The organism is Fodinicola feengrottensis, assembly GCF_039530045.1.
Classification (GTDB): Bacteria; Actinomycetota; Actinomycetes; order Mycobacteriales; family HKI-0501; genus Fodinicola; species Fodinicola feengrottensis.
Map to the genome: position 1 here is coordinate 87,496 of NZ_BAAANY010000018.1, position 18,570 is coordinate 106,065.

Here is an 18,570-nt window from a genome sequence, read left to right on the forward strand (position 1 = left end):
ATCGGCGATCGTGCTACTGACCATCGCCACCACTCACCAGCCGGCCACCGATCTCGGGTTCCTGCTGCACAAGCATCCCGACCGGGTGCAGACCTTCGACGTCACCGCCGGGCACGCGCATGTCTTCTACCCGGCGGCGTCTGAGCATCAGTGCACCGCGGCGCTGATGCTGGAAATCGACCCGATCGCGCTGGTTCGTGGTCGCGGTCGAAAAGACGAGGGTTTCGCGCTGGGGCAGTATGTCAATGATCGGCCGTACGCGGCGTCCAGCATGCTCGCGGTCGCGCTCGGCAAGGTCTTTCGCACGGCGATGGCCGGCCGCTGCGACCACCGCCCGGAGCTCGTCGACGTGGCGATGCCGTTGGTGATCCAGGTGCCGACGCTGCCCTGCAAGGGCGGCGCGGACCTCGCGGCCCGGCTGTTCGAACCGCTGGGCTGGCAGGTCGAGGCGACCGAGGTCCCGTTGGACGAAACGATTCCGGAGTGGGGATCCTCGCGCTATGTCGCCTTGACCTTGACCGGCACGATGCGGCTCGCCGACGCGCTAAACCATTTGTACGTGCTGATGCCAGTTCTGGACGACGCCAAGCACTACTGGGTGAGCCCGGACGAGGTGGACAAGCTGGTCCGGGCCGGCGATGGCTGGTTGTCCAGTCACCCGGCCAAAGAGCTGATCAGCCGGCGCTATCTCGCGCACCGCGGCCGGTTCGTACGATCGGCGCTGGCGCGGCTCGCCGAGGTCGACGACACCGAGCCCGAAGAAATGGACAACGCGGTCACCGAAACGCAGGACGAGCGACCGATTCCGCTGGTCCAGCACCGCCATGGCGCGGTGCTCGCGGCGCTGCGCTCCAGTGGCGCCCGCCGGGTCGCCGATCTGGGCTGCGGTGAAGGTGCGCTGGTGGGGGAGTTGCTGGCCGAGCCGGCCTTCACCGAGGTGCTGGCCACGGACGTGTCCGTACGAGCGCTGGAAATCGCGGCCCGCCGGTTGCACCTGGAGACCATGCCGGAGCGCAAGAAGGCGCGCCTGCGGCTTTTCCAGTCCTCGTTGAACTACCGCGACGAGCGACTGTCCAATCTGGACGCTGCTGTCTTGATGGAGGTCATCGAGCATGTCGACCCGCCTCGGCTGTCCGCGTTGGAGCGAACCGTCTTCGGTGAGGCGAAGCCGAAAACCGTGCTGGTGACCACGCCGAACGGGGAATACAACGTGCGTTACGAGACGCTGCCGGCCGGCCGGTTCCGGCATCGCGACCACCGGTTTGAGTGGAGCCGCGGCGAATTCCAGTCCTGGGCCGGTGAAACTGCCCGAACCTGGGGTTACCAGGTCCGTTATCTACCGGTGGGAACCGACGATCCCGAGGTTGGTTCGCCCACTCAAATGGCTGTTTTCACCCGTGTGGAGGTGACCGCATGACCAAGGAACTCACCGTTCCGGAGCTGAGCCTGGTGGTGCTGATCGGCGTCACCGGTTCCGGCAAGTCAACCTTTGGGCGCGCTCACTTTCTTCCCACCGAAGTGATTTCCAGCGACTTTTGTCGGGCATTGGTGGCGGACGACGAAAACGACCAGGCGGCGACCCCGGATGCGTTCGCGGTGCTGGACTTCATCGCTGGCAAGCGGCTGGCCGCTGGACGGCTGACCGTCGTCGACGCGACGAATGTGCAGCCCGAAGCACGCAAGAAGCTGGTCGCGCTGGCCCGCGAGCACGACGTGCTGCCGGTGGCGATCGTGCTCGACCTGCCCGAGCGGCTCTGTGCGGATCGCAACGCGTCCCGGCCGGACCGCCAGTTCGGGCCGCACGTGCTGCGCCGGCAGCGAGACCAGTTGCGGCGCAGCCTGCGAGGCCTGGGCAAGGAAGGTTTCCGCAATGTCCACCTGCTGCGCAGCGAGGAGGAGATCGCGGACGTTCAGATCGTCCGTACGAAGCTCTTCAACGACCTTCGCGACCAGACCGGTCCTTTCGATGTCATCGGTGACGTGCACGGCTGCCGCGCCGAATTGGAGTCGTTGCTGGAAAAACTCGGATACACGCTCGCGTACGACGACGGCCGCGCGGTGGGCGCGCACCACCCGGCCGGCCGCCGCGCCGTCTTCGTCGGTGACCTCGTCGACCGCGGACCGGACACCCCGGGCGTGTTGCGGCTGGTGATGGGCATGGTGGCGGCCGGCGACGCGTACTGCGTCAGCGGCAACCACGAGGCCAAGCTGGTGCGCGCGTTGCGCGGGAAGAACGTACGAGTGACGCATGGGCTCGCCGAGTCGCTCGAACAGTTGGCCGCCGAGCCCGAGGATTTCCGTGCCGCGGTGGAGAAGTTCACCGACGGCCTGATCTCGCACTATGTCCTTGACGACGGCCGGTTGGTCGTCTCGCACGCCGGACTTGTCGAGCGCTACCAGGGCCGGGCATCCGGCCGGGTCCGTTCTTTCTGCCTGTACGGGGAAACCACCGGCGAGACGGACGAGTTCGGGCTGCCGGTGCGGTATCCGTGGGCGAACGACTACCGCGGCAGGGCCATGGTGTTGTACGGGCACACCCCGGTGCCGAACGCGGAGTGGGTCAACAACACCATGTGCCTGGACACCGGCTGCGTTTTCGGCGGCCGGTTGACAGCTTTGCGTTACCCGGAAAAGGAAGTCGTCTCGGTGCCGGCCGACAAGGTCCACTACGAGCCGGCCAGGCCGTTCCCGAAGGACCCGGCTGCCGCACCGGCCGAGCCCGGCCGGCGGGACCCGGGTGTGCTGGATATCAAGGATGTCCTGACAAACGGTGGCATCGAGACCCGGCTGCAGGGCCGGGTGACCGTGCGGGAAGGCCACGCGGCCGCCGCGCTGGAGGTGATGAGCCGGTTCGCGGTCGATCCGCGCTGGCTGCTCTACCTCCCACCGACGATGTCGCCGGTGGCCACCTCGTCGCTGCCGGACCTGTTGGAACACCCGCGACAGGCGTTCGACGCGTACCGTACCGAAGGCGTGGATGCGGTGGTCTGCGAGGAAAAGCACATGGGCTCGCGGGCGGTTGCCTTGGTGTGCCGCGATCTCGCCACGGCCGAAGGCCGGTTCGGGATGACCGAAGGCAGCGCCGGCGCGGTGTGGACGCGGACCGGGCGGCCGTTCTTCGAGCCGCCGATGATGGCGCCGTTCGTCGACCGGTTGCGAGAAGCCGTGACCGCGGCCGGACTTTTCGAGGAGCTGAACACTTCCTGGGTGCTGCTGGACACCGAACTGTTGCCGTGGAGCGCGAAAGCCGAAGGGCTGCTGCGGAATCAGTACGCGGCAGTGGGCGCGGCGGCGCGCAGGGCGCTGCCAGCGGTGGCCGACGTGCTCGGCCAGGCTGCCGGTCGTGGCCTGGAAGTCGACGAGTTGCTGAGCCGCACCCAAACGCGGGCCGCCAACGCGATCGCCTTCACCGAGGCGTATAGGCGCTATTGTTGGCCGACCCGCGATTTGGACGGCATCCGGATCGCGCCTTTCCAGTTGCTGGCAACCGAAGGCGTGACCTACCACGATCGCCCGCACGTCGACCACCTGGCGTGGGCGGACCGGCTGGTCGCGGCGAACCCTGACCTGGTCACCAAAACTCGACGGTCTTATGTGGACACTACGGACCCGCAGGCGGTGGAAGCTGGAATCGCGTGGTGGCAGGAGCTGACCGCGGCCGGCGGGGAGGGCATGGTCGTCAAACCAGCGGCCAATCTCGTACGCGGAAGTCGTGGTTTGGTGCAGCCAGGGCTGAAGGTGCGTGGCCGGGAATACCTGCGCATCATTTACGGCCCGGACTACACCGAGCACCTCCCGCAGCTGCGTTCGCGCGGCCTCGGGCACAAGCGGTCGATGGCTGCCCGCGAGTACGCGTTGGGCTTGGAGGCACTGGAAAGGGTGGCTCGCGGCGAACCGCTCTGGCGCGTACACGAGTGTGTTTTCGCAGTGCTGGCACTGGAATCCGAGCCCGTCGACCCCCGCCTGTAAGGGTCAGCTGGCGGCCAGCCAGCGGGCGATGCCGGCGATGACCACCGGATCCACGTGTTGCGGCGATTCGTAACTGGCCGGTGTTGACGGGCCTTTCCCAGGGAAAAACAGGTGATCGTCGGCGTCATAGACGCGGATCGTGACGTTTGGTCGGCCGGCGAGTCCGGCTCGCCAGCGTACGAGATCATCGGCGACGGTCACCTGGTAGTCGCGGCCGCCCTGCAGAATGAGCAGTGGTTTGTCCAGTGCGGCGGCGGTCCCGACCCGGTCGTATCCGCGCAGGTCCAGCCAGTACGAGGCGGGCCAACCAAAAGGCAGGTCCGCGGCCGGAGTCGCGGGGGACAGGTCAGGGCTCTCGACGAGTGCGGCCTGCCGGGTGATGGTGTCGATCACCGCTTGCATCTCGGGGCCTGGAGTCAGCTCGGCGATATAGCGGGCGACCCGTACGACAGCCTGACTGAGCGGCAGGGCATCGGCGGCGAGGGTCACCAGACCGGCGACCGACGGCTCGGCGGTCGCGACCCGGGGTGCGGCGCTGCCGCCCATGCTGTGGCCGAGGACGAAAACCCGTTCGGGATCGACCGTTGGCTGCGACTGGAGCAAGCGGACCGCGGCGACCGCGTGCGGCACGTACTCATCCGCCATGGTGAAACCCGGCTCGGACCCGACCTCACTGTGGACGTGCGTCACCTTGTCGAACCGGGCCACCGCCACGCCGCGGCTGGCGAGCCCCCAAGCCAGGTCCTTGAACGGCTTGTTCGCGCCACTGGTCTCGTCTCGGTCGAAGGTTCCGCCGCCGCTGAGCATGACCACGCCAGGAAACTTGCCGCGCCCGCGGGGCACGGTCAGGGTGCCTGGCACGGCGAAGGGGCCGTCGCCGATGGTGACCTCGTGCTCGGCGAACCGCTTCGGGTTGGCATAACCCGGCGGCTCCCAAGCGCCCCCGGCCGGCGGCGCGAGCCGCATGCCTTGCACCATGCCGTCGTCATCGACACCCAGGACCACCGTCAGCCCGCCACGCTCACAGGTCACCGGGATGCTCACGCGTACGAGCCCTGGTTTGGCTGGCTCCGATAGTGGCTCCCCGACGGCCAAAACCGGCCCGATTCGGGCGAGTTCACCTTCCCAACCGATCCGCAGGGTGTCGGCGGACGCAGCCGCTCGCAGTCGTGGCCCGAACAGCTCCTCGACCTCGGCGAAGCGCCCGTTCCGGGTCATCTCGACGACCGCCGTACCGACCGCCGCCGCATCTCTATCCACCATGGGACAACCTTTCTCGCGTTTTGCGAACGGTATCACCGCGTGAGATTGTTGGGTAGTGGACACCTTGGAACTGCTGGCGCACCCGGCCCGGCTGCGGATCGTGCACGCCATGCGCGGCGGTCGTACGCTCACCACCGCCCAGCTCAGCGAGCGGCTGCCGGACGTGTCGAAGGCGATGGTCTACCGGCACGTCGACCTGCTCGCGGCCGGCGGCATCCTGGAAGTGGTCGAGGAACGGCGCGTACGCGGTGCGGTCGAGCGCCACTATCGGTTGCGCCAGGACCGGGCGTCCGTCGACGCCGACGCGGTCGCGGCACTGTCGCCCGAGGATCATCGGCGTGCATTCGCGGCGGTGGTGGCCGTGTTGGTCGCCGAGTTCAACGCGTACCTCGACCGCCAGAACGCCAACCCGGCGGCCGATCCGGTCGGCTACCAACAACACGGGATTTGGCTCAATCACGAGGAACTCGTCGCCATGGTTGAAGAACTCCGGGCCGCGATCCTGCCGCGGCTGGCCAACCCGGCCACCCCCGACCGCGCCCGGTATCTGCTCACTCCGATCCTGTTTCCGAGCGAGGAACCCGCCGCCGGCTGAGGCCACTGTCGGCCCACCTCCTTGACCGTCGTCTGGGTCGTCGTTACGTTCATCGGAAATCGATTTCACATCCTTTATGTCGCCTTATGTGGGAGCGCCGATGACTGATGACACTGCGAGAAAGCTGTGCGGCGGCGGGGTCAATCGGCGAGTCTTCCTGAGCCCCGGGGCCATCGGGATCGGAGCGATGTCGCTGCCCGAGCGGGCTGCCGCGTCCATGGGCATCAGCTCGCAGAACCTTGTCGAGGTGCCGGCGGACAAGCACCTGTCCGCCGAGTTCGTGGCGGAGCTGACCGCTCGCGGGATGCCCACCGAGGTCACCGGCGCCGCGCTGGGAACGGTGGGAATGCCGGTCGGCGGAGCCTGTGCGGGGCAGGTCTATCTGTCTGGTGACGGTCGGTTGTGGCTCTGGGATGTGGACAACCCGCGGAATTTCCGGCAGGGCGGCGCGATTTGCAACGGGCCGCATTACGTGGACCCGCTGCAGGTCAGTTCGCCATTTCGAAACGGCTTCGCCGTACGGGTCGGCGGCGATGGCCCGGCTCGGACGAAATCGTTGGACAGCAAGGGTTTTGAGAAGGTGTCGTTCGTCGGGCGATATCCGGTAGGGCGGGTCGAGTACGCCGACCACCATGGTTCACTGGCGGTCTCACTGGAAGCCAGCTCGACATTCGTACCGACCTCGGTGGCTGACTCCACCCTTCCCGCGGTGTGCCTGTCCTACACCATGCGCAACACCGGAAACCACCCGATCACCGCGACCATCGCCGGGTGGACGGACTCGCCGATCAACCTGGACAGCCGTGGGACCCAGCCGATCATCTTGCGCAGCAAGACATTCCAGACCGGTGAAGCGCGCGGCGTGGAGTTTTCCGGCGCGCCCGGCCAACTCGGAGCGCCGCGCGAGGACATTCTGTTCGAGGACTGGGAACGCGGCACGTACGCGCCGTGGACGGTAGAGGGGACCGCGTTCGGGCCTGGGCCGCTCACCAGGGCCGAGATGTCGGCGTACATGAAAGGCTCAGGTGACATGCACATCACCGGCGACCGATTCGTCACGTCGCAGAACTTTCGGGGCCCGGCCGGTGATACTCAGAAAGCCGACGACGAGACCGGCAAACTCACCAGCCCACCCTTCATCGTTTCCCGCCGGTACGTCGCGGCCGCGGTCGGCGGCGGCGCGTGGATCGGTGAAGCCTGCCTCAACGTGATTGTCAGCGGTCAGGTGGTCGCGAGTTTCACCGGCGCGAATGCTGAGCCGATGCTCACTCAGTGGTACGACGTCAGCGCGTACGAAGGAAAGACGGCCACTATCGAGATCGTGGACAGCCGGATTGGCGGCTGGGGTCATGTCAACTGCGACCGGATCTGGTTCACCGACAAGCCGGCCGAGGTGATCGCGTACGAAGATCTACCTGATCACGGCACTTTCGCGCTGGCGGCCTTGGAATCCGACGCGACCGTGAAGCCTTCCATCGCGAATGCCGACTCGCTGGATGCCATTTTCGACGGCATCGCTGGACCTACCGAAGTCGCGCCGGGCGATGGCACCATCACGGCCGCCGTCAGTGTGCCTGTCCACCTGCGTCCGGGTCAGACTCGTACGGTCCGGTTCGCCGTGTCGTGGTTCTTTCCCAAGCCGTCGCCGTTTTTCTCCGCGGTGCAGGACTATTCGAGCGTACGAAAGCACTACCAGAACGACTTTTCCAGTGCCAGCAAGGTGATCGCCCGGGTCGCCGGCAGCGCTGGCGCCGCCGCACTGGCCGCGACTCGCCTGTGGGAAACAACCTGGTATGCCGATTCGACACTGCCGCACTGGTTCCTGGAACGCACTCTCGCCCCCGCGTCCACGCTCGCGACGATGACCTGTCAGTACTTCGCCAACGGTCGGTTTTACGCCGAGGAGGGAATCTATTCCTGCGACGGCACCTGCCAGCACGTGTGGGGTTATGCGCAGTCGGTGGCGAGGCTTTTTCCCGAGTTGGAGCGCTCGGCCCGGGAGATCGGTGACCTCGGCACCGGATTCGATCCGGCCACCGGCCAAATGGGTTTTCGGCAGGAGGCCGACCGTACGTGGGCCGCGGACGGACAGTCCGGCACGATCCTGCGGATTTATCGCGAGCACCTGATGTCGGTTGACGACAGTTTTCTGCGCCGGGTCTGGCCGAGGACGAAGCTGGCGATCCAGTTCCTCATCAATCAGGATGCGGCCGACGGTCATGGCGCCGATGGCGTCCTGGAGGGGCGCCAGCACAACACCCTCGATCAGGACTGGTACGGCGAAATTCCATGGCTGACCGGGCTTTACGTGGCGATGTTGCGAGCCGCCGTGGCGATGGCCGGCGAGGTCGGCGACAGCGCTTTCGCGGCTACCTGTCAGGCGTTGGCCGACAGGGGAAGCGGATACCTGAACGACAGCCTGTGGAATGGCACGTACGGCTATTTCGAGCAGAAACTCGACCGGGCACACCTGTCGGCGACGAACTCCAACCGCGGCTGTTTCATCGACCAGCTTTTCGGTCAGAACTATGCCCTTCAGCTAGGGCTGCCGAGGGTTTTCGACAAAACCAAGACCGACACCGCCCTGGCCAATATCTACCGGAACAACTTCCTGCCCGACCCGGCGGCGTACGCGAGAACCAAAGGAATCAAGGGCCCGCGCCGGATCTACAACGAGGACGGCGAGCCCGGCACGATCATGTGCACGTGGCCGTACGGTGGGAATGACATCGCGCCAGGTGCCGGCGTTCCCGGGCTGGTGGGCTATTTCGACGAGGTCTGGACCGGGCAGGAATACCAGCTTGCTGCGCACCTGATCGGGGAGGGGATGATCACCCAGGGGCTGGCCGTGATCCGAGCCATCCACGACCGATACTCGGCCAGTAAACGCAACCCGTACAACGAAATTGAGTGCTCCGATCATTACAGCGCGCGATGATGAGCCACGGCGTCTATCTCGCCGCGTGCGGCTACAGCTATCACGGCCCGGCCGGTCGTCTCGGCTTCGCACCGAAAATCAGTCCAGACAACTTCGCCGCGGCATTCACGGTCGCCGCTGGCTGGGGAAGCTACCGGCAGACCCGGCGGACCCACCAACAGGTCAGTTCCATCGACCTTCGCTACGGCACCCTCACGCTGCGGTCTTTCAGCACGGAACTACCAAAATCCTGTCGTTCCGTGGAGGTCAGCCTGCTCCGGCACGGCAGCCACCTGCGGGTAGTGGATGGTCGTCTCAGCACCGATGGCGATCAGGTAGTCGTGACCTTCGACAGGGCAGTGGAACTGGTGGCCGGTGACGAACTCAGCCTCGTGTACGTCACGTCGTGACCTTCGCGAGGGTGAGGTTGAACCCAAGAGGCATATTGACCCCAGAACGTCACCTTCGGCGTTGAGTTAGTCGACGGCGGCGGGTTCGCGGTGGTGGTCGGCAGGGGAGGGGTTGGCTGGTGGAGAGGGCAGGTGTGGGTCGGCGATGCCGCGGCGCACCTCGCCGGGGCTGTGTTGCGGGCGGCGGCGGTGCGGGCCGATGCTGGATTCCAGCTGCCACGGCACACTGGTCACCATCACGCCCGGTTCGAACAGCAGCCGGCCCTTCAGCCGCAGCGCGCTTTGGTTGTGCAGCAGGTGTTCCCACCAGTGCCCGACGACGTATTCCGGGATATAGACGCAAACCACATCCCGGGTGCTGACCCGTCGGATGTTCTTCACGTACTCGACCAGTGGCCGGGTGATCTCCCGGTACGGTGACTCGACGACGGTCAGCGGCACCGGAATGTTGTGTTCTTCCCATTCCGTACGAAGAGCCTGCGTTTCCTTGTCGTCCACGTTCACGGTGATCGCGGTCAGCGTGTCCGGTTTGCTGGCCCGCGCGAAAGCGATCGCCCGTAGCGTTGGCTTGTGCAATGTGGACACTGGTACGACGGCGTGTACGCGGCTGGGCAGGATGTCGCTGGTGGCGTCCGGCCGGAGCTGCTCGCGGACTCGGCTGTAATGTCGGTGAATACTGCGCATCATCACGTAAAGCACCGGAATCGCGATCACCACGAGATAGGCGCCGTTGATGAATTTCGTAGCCATCACGACCACCAGGACCACACCAGTGATGCACGCACCGAATGCGTTGATGAACCGAGAGCGGTGGATCCGCAGCCGCTCGGCCGTGCTCGTCGCATGCGGCAGCGCCCTGTTCCAGTGCCGCACCATGCCGGCCTGGCAGAGTGTGAAGGACGTGAAAACGCCGACAATGTAGAGCTGGATCAACCGGGTCGTCGAGCCGTCGAACACCACGATGAGGACGCCCGCCACGCCGGCCAGCGCGATGATGCCGTTCGAGAAGGTCAGCCGGTCGCCACGGGTGTGCAGCTGCCGAGGCATATAACGGTCCTGCGCAAGAATCGAGCCCAGCAACGGAAAGCCGTTGAACGCGGTGTTCGCCGCGAGGATCAGGATCAGCGCGGTGGTCGCTTGGATGTAATAGAAGAAGACGTTATGGTCACCGCCGAAAACGGCAGCCGCGATCTGTGCGATCACCGTTCGCTGCGGAGTTGTCGCGCAGGCCGCGAATCCGGTCAGGTCACACGAGTTCTCCGCGATCCTGACCTTGGTGATCAGCGCCAACACGGTGATCCCGGCGAACATCGCGATGGAGAGCACTCCCATCGCGGTCATCGTACGGGCCGCGTTCAGGCTCTTGGGTTTGCGGAAAGCCGGCACCCCGTTGGAGATCGCCTCGACCCCTGTCAGTGCCGTACAACCTGAGGAAAACGCCCTCAGGACAAGGAAAACCACCGCGATGGTAGTCAGGTTCACCGACTCCGGATGAATTCCGTAGCCGGCGCTCTCGGCCACCGGCGGGTGCCCGCTCGCGGTCCGGACCAGGCCGATCACAATGGTGACCAGCACGCCGACCACGAACGCGTACGTCGGCACCGCGAACGCGCGGCCCGACTCGCGGACGCCCCGAAGATTCATGGCTGTCAGCACCACGATAAAGCCGAGGTTCAGGCCAAGTCGATACGGATTCAGTTCCGGGATCGCCGAAATAATGTTGTCCACGCCGGCGGCCACCGAGACCGCCACCGTCATGATGTAGTCGACCAGCAGCGCCGCCGCGACCACCAGCCCGGCCGAGCGGCCCAGGTTGCGGCTGGCCACCTCGTACGAGCCGCCGCCGGTCGGATAGGCGCGGACGACCTGCCGGTACGAGATCACCACCACGGTCAGCAGGCCGATGACGGCAAGGCCGACCCACGGTGCCAGGTGAAAGAAGGTCAGCCCGGCGAGACTGAGGATCAGCAGGATTTCCTGGGTCGCATAGGCAACCGAGGACAGCGGGTCGCTGGCGAAGATCGGCAGCGCGACCCGCTTGGGCAGCAAAGTCTCGCCCAACTTGTCGCTGCGGAACGGCCGACCGACCACCAGCCGCTTTAACCACGAGGTGGGAGACGGCACGTCCGGAGCATAAGGAGCCACGACCTACCGGCGGCAGATCCAGCCGTGTATGGATCCCGTTAAGATTGATCCGCGGGCCGTTCGAGCTGCGTCAAGACTGTGCCGGTCGACACAGCTCCCGGTCTAGAATCCGCTGCTTTCATCACCCATGTTTTGTGGCTGGGACGACGTAAACGGCGGGTTCAGCAGACTATTTTCTGTCGGAATCGGCGCCACCACGGCGCAGGCCGTATCGATCGGAATGTCGATCGGAACGTCGATCGGAAGACCATCGGCGGGCCGATCGTGATCAGGTCGGCCGCTGGCCGCGGAAGTTCGATGCCACCGGGTGGCAGGGGCAACCGGACCGGCGACAGTCGAGTGCCCGAACTCCGGAGATCCATGGGATAGCTCCCTCGCATTTCCACGCCCACTTCGTTGTGGCCGCGCGGGTGAACCAGCATGGCACTCGCGCCGTGTAGGTGCTTGCCGTCGCTCTTTCGCTCCTATGTTTCACCTGTGAATTGAAGAAAAGACGCCGTCTGGACACGCAAAAAGTATTTGGCATCCTGCATACCGTGAGGAGTTTGTCCGAACAGTCCGATTTTTGTCGTAGAATGCCAGGTGTTGCTGTCGTGTGGTCTGCCTCACAATGGCGACGAGCGTGACAGTCATATTTCTTATGCGTACGGGCAGTTGCGCGCACCCGGCACAGGTGCCGTGGTCGGCTGGACCGTAAGGGTGCCGGGGTGGGGTGGACATCGCATAATGGTCGGATGCAGCAGGCGACCGCGATCCAGATGCTCGGTGCCGGCGCGTTCGGCTTCCTGATCGGCTGGTTTGTCTACTACATCAACCGGCACCGCTCCTCGCCGGTCCGGTTCGCCGACATCGCCGGCCTGGTTGGTGCGGTCGGCGGCGGCGCGGTGCTGGCGCTGTTCCCGGCTGGGACCGACTTGTTCGGCGCGTACGGCATTGGCCTGTTCCTGGGCTTCTTCGGCTATCTGGGGATCCTCGCGGTGCTGGTGATCTCGTCGCGGAACTTCGGCGTCGACTACTTCATCGACGGGCGACGCAAAGGACCGGCGCCGGACGAGAAGGTCCCGGACGGTCCAGGTGGTGGTGGCGCGATGGGCGAGACCGCGGAATCGGGCCCGCGGCGCTGATGACCGAACCGCTTGTCTTCAGTTTCGGTGCTATCGCGCCTCTTGTCCCGCGCTACGGCGACACCACGATGCACGTCATGCTGTCGATTCGGGCCGAGCCAAACGACAACGGCCGCTGGGTGACCGATGCCGACCTGGTCATCCACGGCGTCGGCGGCAGCAAGATCACCGATCTTCGGGAGTCCGGTGGGCTGGCGCTGGCGCCTCCGGAGCAGGACGGGGTACGGGTTCGGCTGACCGGTTGGCTCGCGGGTACGCGATATCTCTACCTGGTGCTGCGACTGCCGTGGTCAGGTCCTGGCGGGGGCCTCTGCGCGCAGGTTTGGCTGCTGGACCCGGCGGCCCCGGACGGTGCGAATATATTGGCCAGTACCGAAATCCGGGTGAGTTCAGCGCCTCCCTATTCGCCGCCCGCGTTCGGGAGCCAGCAAGGACAGCAACCTGGCCCGCCACTGGGATCCCACGATCCGCAGGCCTGGATGGGGGAGGAGCAATACCGGAGGCGGCAGATCAGCGCAGCGCCCTACCCCCATCCCGCCGAGCCGGCCGAAGAATCTGAGCCGGCGCAGGAATGGGAGCTGCTTCGCCCACGTCCGGTGCCACTGTCGCCGGCGGTGGTGAACACCGGTTTCGCGCTGCCCCGGTCGCCGGCCACCCCGCTCAGCCCGGACTATGCGCTGGCCACTGGCGGCCGTTACCTCTTCTGGCTGGACATTGGCCGGCTGGTCGCCGAGTCGATCGAGCGTACGCCCATGATGCTGCCGCCCGGGTTGCCCACCGGTGCGGTGCTCACCGTCGCGCTTTTTGGTGTGCCAGAAGGAATTGGCATCGATCCGGACCGTGCCGTCGGGCGGCTCACGTTGCGTACGAACGGAACGGCCTTCGTGTCGTACCAACCGTCCCCTGTGGACAGTGAGGTCGGCGCCGAGCGGTTGTTCTTCCCCGTCGATACGCCGGCGAAATCCGGCACGGCCCGGCTGTGGTGCCATATTTACTGGCGGCAGGTGTTGTTGCAGTCCAGGCTCATCCAGGCCGAGGTGGCGAGCTCGTCGATTCTGGCGCCGCACGCGATCACGTCCACTGTGGACTATCGGCTCGCGGATCCAGATGACGCGATTTACCAGCCACGGCAACCAGAACACGCAGCGAGCGTCACTATCGGCCAGGAAGGCGGCACACACGTGCTGCGGGTGATGGCCACCGACGGGCGAGACCTGCTTCGCGCGGAGGCGACCCTGGGCGAAGGTCAGCTCGGCAACCAGATCCAGCTGGCCAGGAGCGCACTGCGCAGGGTGGCGTGGGGCAGTGAGGAGCCGTGGCAGCCCGGCCAGGACTATCGGTACGAGCGGCCGCCGTCGTTGGAGCAGGTCACCAGCGACCTGATCTTGTTGGCTGTGAACGGTTATCGGCTGCATCACCTGCTGCTGCAGGCGCTCGGCCGCGGCGTCGGCGCGGACCCGTACGACGTCGCGGACCGGGTCGGGAAAGCGTTGCGCAGCCCGGGTTTCGTGCAGATCGCGCTGACTCGATCGGCCGGGCATGTGGTGCCGGCCGCGATGCTTTACGACCTGCCGCTGGACAGCAACGCTGCGAACCTCAGCCTGTGTGCCGATTTTGTGGCTTCCGCTGAGAAAGGCGAACTCTTCGGCAGCGCATGCCTGACTGGTACGTGCAAACAGGCCAGCGAGCCGGATCCGCGGCTAGTCTGCCCCGGCGGCTTCTGGGGGTTCCGGCACGCGCTGGGAATCCCGTTGTCCATCGGGGGTGGGCCGGCGGTGCCGATGACGCTCCCGTACCGCGACGGGGTCGCGTTGGCGGGCGGTGTCTATCAGGATTTTCCCTCTGCTCAAGGACATGTTGAGGCCTTGCGTGGACTCGTGCGGTGGCGGGACTACCGGATGGGCCGGGATCGCCTGGGCACCCTGGAAGCGCTCGGCGAGCAGGCGCAGATCGTTTATTTCTACTGCCACGGCGGAGTCGAGGGCGACGTGCCGTACTTGCGGGTCGGCCACGACGGTGATCCGGTGATCACGCCCGACAACCTCTATCAGCGACGGATCCGCTGGTCGCTCAGCCGGCCGCTGGTTTTTCTCAACGGTTGCAGGACAACCGAGCTGAGCCCGGAGCGGGCGATCGAGTTCGTCAGCTTCTTCGTCCAGGACGCGTGGGCGAGCGGGGTGATCGGCACCGAGATCACCGTGTTCGAGCCGATGGCGGCCGCTTTCGCGCAGGACTGCCTGCACGCTTTTCTCGTTGAGGGCCACCCGATCGGCGCGGCGGTCACCCGCGCCCGTATTTCGCTGCTGGCGGCCGGAAACCCGCTCGGCCTCGCGTACATCCCGTACGTACTGCCCTCGATTCGGATGGAAAAACAGGGTTTGTGACCGTTTGGGTGGGTGAGGCTCCCAAGATCAACTACCGATAGGGTGCGTTTGTGCCTGAACGGCTGGGGTTCCGGATGGAGATCATGGTGCTGCCCGGAGCGACCGAGGTGCATGCCCTCGTGTCGGTCACGGCCGCCGGGCCAGCGCCCGCGGAGCCCGAGACAGCACTGTTGGTGCAGCTGGTTTCGGGCGCAACAGTCCGGTTTTTGCGGCAAAGCAGGCCAGGTCGCGAGGAGCTCGTCCGACGCGACGGCGAGCCCGGCTACCGCACCGGCGGGTGGGCGGCTGCGCAGGCCCGCGAGTTCCACCTCTGCGTCGCCGTGCCGGCCTTCGCGGACGGCCAGAAACGCGTGGTGGCCCGCGTCCTGCTCGTACGCCTGGGCACCGACCCGGCCACCCTCGCCGAGGGCACCGTGCTGGCGGGCCGCTCCGAGGGCTTCATCGCCCCGCCGCCACCCCTCCCACCCCGCCAGCGATAGGCCCGACGTCGAGTGCGGGACTTTAACCCGCACTCGACGCCGAGAGCGGGATAAAGTCCCACACTCGAAGAAAATCTCGCCCTCGCTCCCGGAGACCCGACCACCCAAGGACCACGCTCTTCGCGCGAGTCGGTGGATGCAGGCCAGCCGCACGGATCGCGTCGATGCGGACAACGCAGCGGAGGGGAGGAAACGGCGGGTGAGGGTCAGCTCCAGGTCCAGAAGTAGCGGCCGTCGGCGTTCCAGGTGACGGGCACGGTCGTACGGATCGCGAACGCCATCCCCTTGCCCTTGGCGATGTACTGCGTACGGTCGATCTGCAGCCCGTACGCGTGCGCGTTGTCGTCCCACCACTGCTCGTGCTGCGTAATGCAGCGCTGGCCGGAGAAGTAGGCGTTCGAGCACCCGGTCGGCGCGCCCCACACCTGCCGGTGCCGGAAATGCACGACCGACCCGTTCACTGTCGACGTGATCGTGCCGGTCGCGTCCAGGCAGTAGCCGGCGGCCGGGATCGTCCACTTCGCATAGTGTTGGCGGCCGCCGTCCGATGGCACCACGGTCATGCCGGTGCAGCTGGCGGTGCCGAGCGTCTCGGAGGTGACCCGCTGGACTTCGGTCACCGGCTTGCCGGCGCCGCCGGAGTAGCCGTCCAGCTCAACCCAGTCACCGCTGCGCAGGAAATGCTCAGCGGAGGCCGGCGGCCACTGCGCTGGGTCGCCCCAGGAGATGTCGCTGGTGGTGGCGCTCTGGGGGTTCCACGCCCACTGCCCGCCGACCTGGCCGCCGGCCCAGTACTGTCCGGCCGTACGACCGAACATCAGCGAATAGTCACCGTACGTCTCGGTGGCGGCGCTGGCCGGCGCTGGAATGACCGTAATGAGACCAAGGGCAGCGGCCATTAGCGCTAAACGCTTTCGCACTGAGAACTCCCGAGATAGGGCGGACGGAACCGCCGCCATTGTGCCCCATCGCGTCGACCGCACGGCCGCCGAACCTTGGGCTCCTTCCACGTGGGCTCGGCTCTCGCCGCCGAGGGTGGAGAGGTACGGCCTAGGTTGCTCTGGTGGACCAGCAAGCGGAATACCACTCCTTGGCCAAGGCCGCTCGACACTCCGGCGCTCTCCAGCGGGCAGTCGTCCTCGCCGGTTGGGTTGGTACGGGCAAACCCGTCACAGCCACCGGTCTCCCTCGTCTGGCCGACGTTGCGAGCGTACGACAGCGGCGGCCGAGGGTGAACCTCGACCGCCGCTGAATCGTACGGATTAAACGTCGTAATAAAGGGCGAACTCGTGCGGGGTCGGGCGGAGGCGGATCGGGTCGATCTCGTTTTCCCGCTTGTAGTCCACCCAGGTCTCGATCACGTCAGGGGTGAACACGTCGCCGGCGAGCAGGTATTCGTTGTCGGCTTCCAGAGCGTCCAGCACCTCCGGCAGCGAGCCAGGCACCTGGGCCATGCCGGCGAGTTCCTCCGGGGGCAGCTCGTAGAGGTCCTTGTCGACCGGCGCTGGCGGCTCGATTTTGTTCTTGATGCCGTCCAGGCCCGCCATCATCATCGCGGAGAAAGCGAGATACGGGTTCGAGGACGGGTCCGGCACCCGGAATTCCAGCCGCTTGGCCTTGGGGTTGCTGCCGGTGATCGGGATACGCGTACAAGCCGACCGGTTGCGCTGCGAGTAGACCAGGTTGACCGGTGCCTCGAAGCCTGGCACCAGCCGCCGGTACGAGTTCACCGTCGGGTTGGTGAAGGCGAGCAGCGACGGCGCGTGCGAGAGCAGGCCGCCGATATACCAGCGGGCCAGGTCCGACAGACCCGCGTAGCCGGTCTCGTCGTAGAACAGCGGCACGCCCTCTTTCCACAGCGACTGGTGGCAGTGCATGCCGGAGCCGTTGTCACCGAACAGCGGCTTGGGCATGAACGTCGCGGTCTTGCCAGCCGCCCAGGCGGTGTTCTTCACGATGTACTTGAACAGCTGCAGGTTGTCCGCCGAGTGCAGCAGCGTGGAGAACCGGTAGTTGATCTCCGCTTGGCCGGCCGTACCGACCTCGTGGTGCGCACGCTCGACCAGCAGGTCGACACCCATCAGCTGGGTGGTGATCTGGTCGCGTAGGTCGGCGTAGTGGTCGACCGGCGGGACCGGGAAGTAGCCGCCCTTGTAGCGGGTCTTGTAGCCGAGGTTCTTGCCGCCCTCCTCAGCGCCGGTGTTCCACTGACCCTCGATCGAGTCGATGTAGTGGTACGCGCTGTTGGCGGTCTGGTCGTACCGCACCGAGTCGAAGATGTAGAACTCCGCCTCAGCGCCGAAGTACGCGGTGTCCGCGACGCCGGAGGCGGCCAGGTATTCCTCGGCTTTCTTGGCGATGGTGCGCGGGTCGCGGCTGTACGGCTCGCGGGTGAACGGGTCGGCGATGAAGAAGTTCAGCGCGACGGTCTTCTGCTCCCGGAACGGGTCGAGAAACGCGGTCGTCTCGTCCGGCACCAGCAGCATGTCGGACTCGTGGATCTGCTGGAATCCGCGGATCGACGAGCCGTCGAAGGCAAGCCCGTCGGCGAGGGTGTCCTCGGTGAACGACTCGACCGGCACGTTGAAGTGCTGCATCACGCCGGGCAGGTCGCAGAAGCGGACGTCGACGAACCTGACGTCCTCCTTCTTCAGGTATGCCAGAAGCTCGTCTTGGCTGGAAAACATCCGTCCTCCGTCGCGGTTCGGGTGATGCGTCCAAGCTACGAACGCGGCGTTGCCCGTCCGTATCCCCATTGTTTCGAGCAGGTTACGGCCGACGTGACGATCACCATGGTCGGGCGCCTGGTGACCGGCTCGCTACGCTGGCAGCTGTGGGCAGTCAGGCGAGTAACGAGATGACCGGTGATCATACGGCCGAGCACCGGGGTGCGCTCCTCGGACTGCCGGCATCGGGGCCAGGGGCGTTGGCTGGCTTCGGGCGTCGGCTCGCGGCCCTCGTTGTCGACGGCCTGCTGTCGGTGCTGGTCGCCCTCGCGGTGGTGAGCCTGGTGACCGGCCACCCGCAACCGCCAGGCACGTGGTCGGCGGTCGCCCTCTTCGTGGAATACACGTTCTTCGTGGGGTTTTTCGCTCAAACGCCGGGCATGCGAGTGCTGGGTATCGCGTGCGTACGGCTGCCCGACGGTGGCCCGCTGGGGCTGTGGCGGGCAGCCGTACGAGCGGCCCTGCTGCAACTGTTCGTACCAGCCGTCATCACCGACGAAAACGGCCGCGGCTGGCACGACCGCGCCGTCCAGTCGGTCATGGTTCGTACGAAATAAG

Annotated in this window: 13 protein-coding genes; 9 read left to right on the forward strand and 4 right to left on the reverse strand. The window is 66.1% G+C overall.

All coding sequences use genetic code 11. The annotated features are described in order from the left end of the window. Nucleotides 1–10 precede the first annotated feature (10 nt). On the forward strand, nt 11–1,417 hold the full coding sequence (locus ABD301_RS22795; protein WP_344312443.1) for a 3' terminal RNA ribose 2'-O-methyltransferase Hen1: 1,407 nt from the start codon (nt 11–13) through the stop codon (nt 1,415–1,417). After that, nucleotides 1,414–3,969, forward strand: coding sequence for a polynucleotide kinase-phosphatase (locus tag ABD301_RS22800; protein ID WP_344312445.1), 2,556 nt, complete (start codon nt 1,414–1,416; stop codon nt 3,967–3,969). Before ABD301_RS22795 ends, ABD301_RS22800 begins: the two co-directional genes overlap by 4 nt. Before the next feature lie 3 nt (nt 3,970–3,972). On the opposite strand, the gene ABD301_RS22805 is transcribed toward ABD301_RS22800, so the two are convergent. Next, nucleotides 3,973–5,232 (reverse strand): alpha/beta hydrolase, encoded by a 1,260-nt coding sequence (locus ABD301_RS22805; RefSeq protein ID WP_344312447.1) that lies wholly within the window; start codon nt 5,230–5,232, stop codon nt 3,973–3,975. 55 nt (nt 5,233–5,287) lie between these two features. Here ABD301_RS22805 and ABD301_RS22810 point away from each other — a divergent pair, with 55 nt between their 5' ends. The 3 genes from ABD301_RS22810 (at nt 5,288) to ABD301_RS22820 (ending at nt 9,154) form a co-directional block, all read left to right on the forward strand. Further along, the gene (locus ABD301_RS22810) at nt 5,288–5,827 is read left to right on the forward strand and encodes a helix-turn-helix domain-containing protein (RefSeq protein WP_163567975.1); all 540 of its coding nucleotides are present in this window, start codon (nt 5,288–5,290) and stop codon (nt 5,825–5,827) included. A gap of 100 nt (nt 5,828–5,927) precedes the next feature. Beyond that, nucleotides 5,928–8,765, forward strand: coding sequence for a GH116 family glycosyl hydrolase (locus ABD301_RS22815; protein WP_344312449.1), 2,838 nt, complete (start codon nt 5,928–5,930; stop codon nt 8,763–8,765). Further along, a complete protein-coding gene (locus ABD301_RS22820; RefSeq protein ID WP_163567971.1) occupies nt 8,738–9,154 on the forward strand; it encodes a hypothetical protein in 417 nt (138 codons plus the stop codon). Before ABD301_RS22815 ends, ABD301_RS22820 begins: the two co-directional genes overlap by 28 nt. A 66-nt stretch (nt 9,155–9,220) precedes the next feature. Here ABD301_RS22820 and ABD301_RS22825 read toward each other — a convergent pair whose 3' ends face one another. Then, nucleotides 9,221–11,278, reverse strand: a complete 2,058-nt coding sequence (locus tag ABD301_RS22825) for an APC family permease (RefSeq protein WP_344312450.1) — start codon at nt 11,276–11,278, stop codon at nt 9,221–9,223. A gap of 755 nt (nt 11,279–12,033) precedes the next feature. Between ABD301_RS22825 and ABD301_RS22830 the strand changes: the two genes are divergently transcribed. From ABD301_RS22830 to ABD301_RS22840, 3 genes are read left to right on the forward strand one after another with little or no spacing between them, the layout of a single operon-like run. Continuing rightward, nucleotides 12,034–12,423, forward strand: a complete 390-nt coding sequence (locus ABD301_RS22830; RefSeq protein WP_163567970.1) for a hypothetical protein — start codon at nt 12,034–12,036, stop codon at nt 12,421–12,423. Beyond that, a complete protein-coding gene (locus ABD301_RS22835) occupies nt 12,423–14,807 on the forward strand; it encodes a CHAT domain-containing protein (protein WP_344312452.1) in 2,385 nt (794 codons plus the stop codon). The genes ABD301_RS22830 and ABD301_RS22835 overlap by 1 nt, the downstream gene beginning before the upstream one ends. Nucleotides 14,808–14,857: 50 nt before the next feature. Next, on the forward strand, nt 14,858–15,286 hold the full coding sequence (locus ABD301_RS22840; RefSeq protein WP_344312453.1) for a hypothetical protein: 429 nt from the start codon (nt 14,858–14,860) through the stop codon (nt 15,284–15,286). A 206-nt stretch (nt 15,287–15,492) separates the two neighbouring features. Here ABD301_RS22840 and ABD301_RS22845 read toward each other — a convergent pair whose 3' ends face one another. Both ABD301_RS22845 and glnA read right to left on the reverse strand, forming a co-directional pair. Then, nucleotides 15,493–16,206 carry a hypothetical protein gene (locus tag ABD301_RS22845; RefSeq protein ID WP_344312454.1) on the reverse strand — a complete coding sequence of 238 codons (714 nt, stop codon included), beginning with the start codon at nt 16,204–16,206 and terminating at the stop codon, nt 15,493–15,495. 342 nt (nt 16,207–16,548) lie between these two features. Next, nucleotides 16,549–17,973: a type I glutamate--ammonia ligase gene (glnA, locus tag ABD301_RS22850; protein WP_163567963.1), complete on the reverse strand. Its 1,425-nt coding sequence runs from the start codon at nt 17,971–17,973 to the stop codon at nt 16,549–16,551. Nucleotides 17,974–18,143: 170 nt separating this feature from the next. Between glnA and ABD301_RS22855 the strand changes: the two genes are divergently transcribed. Then, complete coding sequence (locus ABD301_RS22855; protein WP_163567962.1) at nt 18,144–18,569, forward strand: RDD family protein; 426 nt, start codon at nt 18,144–18,146, stop codon at nt 18,567–18,569. Nucleotide 18,570 lies beyond the last annotated feature (1 nt).